This window comes from Pectobacterium brasiliense (genome assembly GCF_013449685.1).
Taxonomy (GTDB): domain Bacteria; phylum Pseudomonadota; class Gammaproteobacteria; order Enterobacterales; family Enterobacteriaceae; genus Pectobacterium; species Pectobacterium brasiliense_A.
Genome location: NZ_JACDSF010000045.1, coordinates 1 through 1,199 on the forward strand (window position 1 = coordinate 1; position 1,199 = coordinate 1,199).

At 44.6% G+C, this 1,199-nt stretch carries 3 protein-coding genes; 1 reads left to right on the forward strand and 2 read right to left on the reverse strand.

Annotated elements, in window-relative coordinates:
- Positions 1–17: 17 nt before the first annotated feature.
- On the reverse strand, positions 18–317 hold the full coding sequence (locus H0248_RS17175) for a hypothetical protein (RefSeq protein WP_180786838.1): 300 nt from the start codon (positions 315–317) through the stop codon (positions 18–20).
- 155 nt (positions 318–472) lie between these two features.
- Here H0248_RS17175 and H0248_RS17180 point away from each other — a divergent pair, with 155 nt between their 5' ends.
- The gene (locus H0248_RS17180) at positions 473–658 is read left to right on the forward strand and encodes a GhoT/OrtT family toxin (RefSeq protein ID WP_039275654.1); all 186 of its coding nucleotides are present in this window, start codon (positions 473–475) and stop codon (positions 656–658) included.
- 66 nt (positions 659–724) lie between these two features.
- Here the strand turns inward: H0248_RS17180 and H0248_RS17185 are convergent, their stop codons facing one another.
- Positions 725–1,153 (reverse strand): universal stress protein, encoded by a 429-nt coding sequence (locus tag H0248_RS17185; protein WP_180786839.1) that lies wholly within the window; start codon positions 1,151–1,153, stop codon positions 725–727.
- Between the last annotated feature and the right edge of the window lie 46 nt (positions 1,154–1,199).

Consider the following 1,199-nt stretch of genomic DNA (forward strand, 5'->3'; position numbering starts at 1 on the left):
CTATTTGGCGAAGCTATTTAGCTATTTCCGTTTTTCATTTTCCAATCGTCAATCATTTTCCGAGTTACTTCTCCTTTGTAACAGATTGGCGAATATCCTCCTGCCCGACTCCATGCGCTACGTTTACCGCACTTGCTACCATTACGTGCTGAATTATAAGGGCAAGGACAATGACCAGAATAAGACGAAATCGATTCCTGAATGATCTGTTCTTTGATCTGCTCATCAGAAATTCGGACATTTTTCGCCATACTAGGTGTAGAAATAGAAAGCAGGGCCACAACACATACCATCGCAACAGCCAGCGTTTTTTTCATACCAAGGGTCTTATTTTAACCAGAGGACAATAACTACTGTACAAAATACGTACCGAAGAACAATGTCACTCAACTACCTATTAAGAGTTAAAAAATTGATCGTAAAATATTAACAACATAAAATGCAGGTGCTGCGAGGATAAAAGGAAACAAACGTGCCACATCATTCCCCATGGGAACTCATTAAACTGACTTACATGATCGGCTTTGTCGTTTCCCTGATCGTGACGTTCTTGTTGAGTAAAGACAAATCCCTGCTCATCCGATTTTTTGCTTCGTTGATAGTCGGGCTAACCTGGCCGTTGAGCTTTCCCGTTGTCCTGCTGTTCTCCATTTTTTAAAGCTGCCTCGTCTGAGGTTGCTGCCTTGTCACCAACCTCAGACGAGGCAGCAGCGTTATGCAAAAACTAGCGGACAACTAAGACTGACATTTTCGCATGGCGAACGATTGCTGCGGCATTTGAGCCAAGTAGGTAGGTTTTTACATTCGGTCGCCGCGAACCAATGACGATTAAATCTGCATTCATCTCTTCCGCCAGCGCTAATACTTCGTCTCTGGCCGAGCCAAAACTGACGCTACATGATAAACGCGAGGCAGGAAGGTCGATCGTTTTCATCAGTGATTTCAGCTTGTCATTCGCTTTCACCACCGCCTCATTCTCCAACTCTTTTATGCCAAAAGAATAAGCAGACAAAAATGCCGACGCATCTGGGAGGGAATGAAAGAGGTGGATTGCGGCACCCGACATTTTGGCCAACCTGACTGCATGCGTAAGCGCGTGTTTGGTGAGTTCATCTTCTTCTATATCTACTGGCACCAGAATGCTCGTATACATAATCACCTCTCCCCTACGTGGATAACAGGGCGAGATCTAACTCACT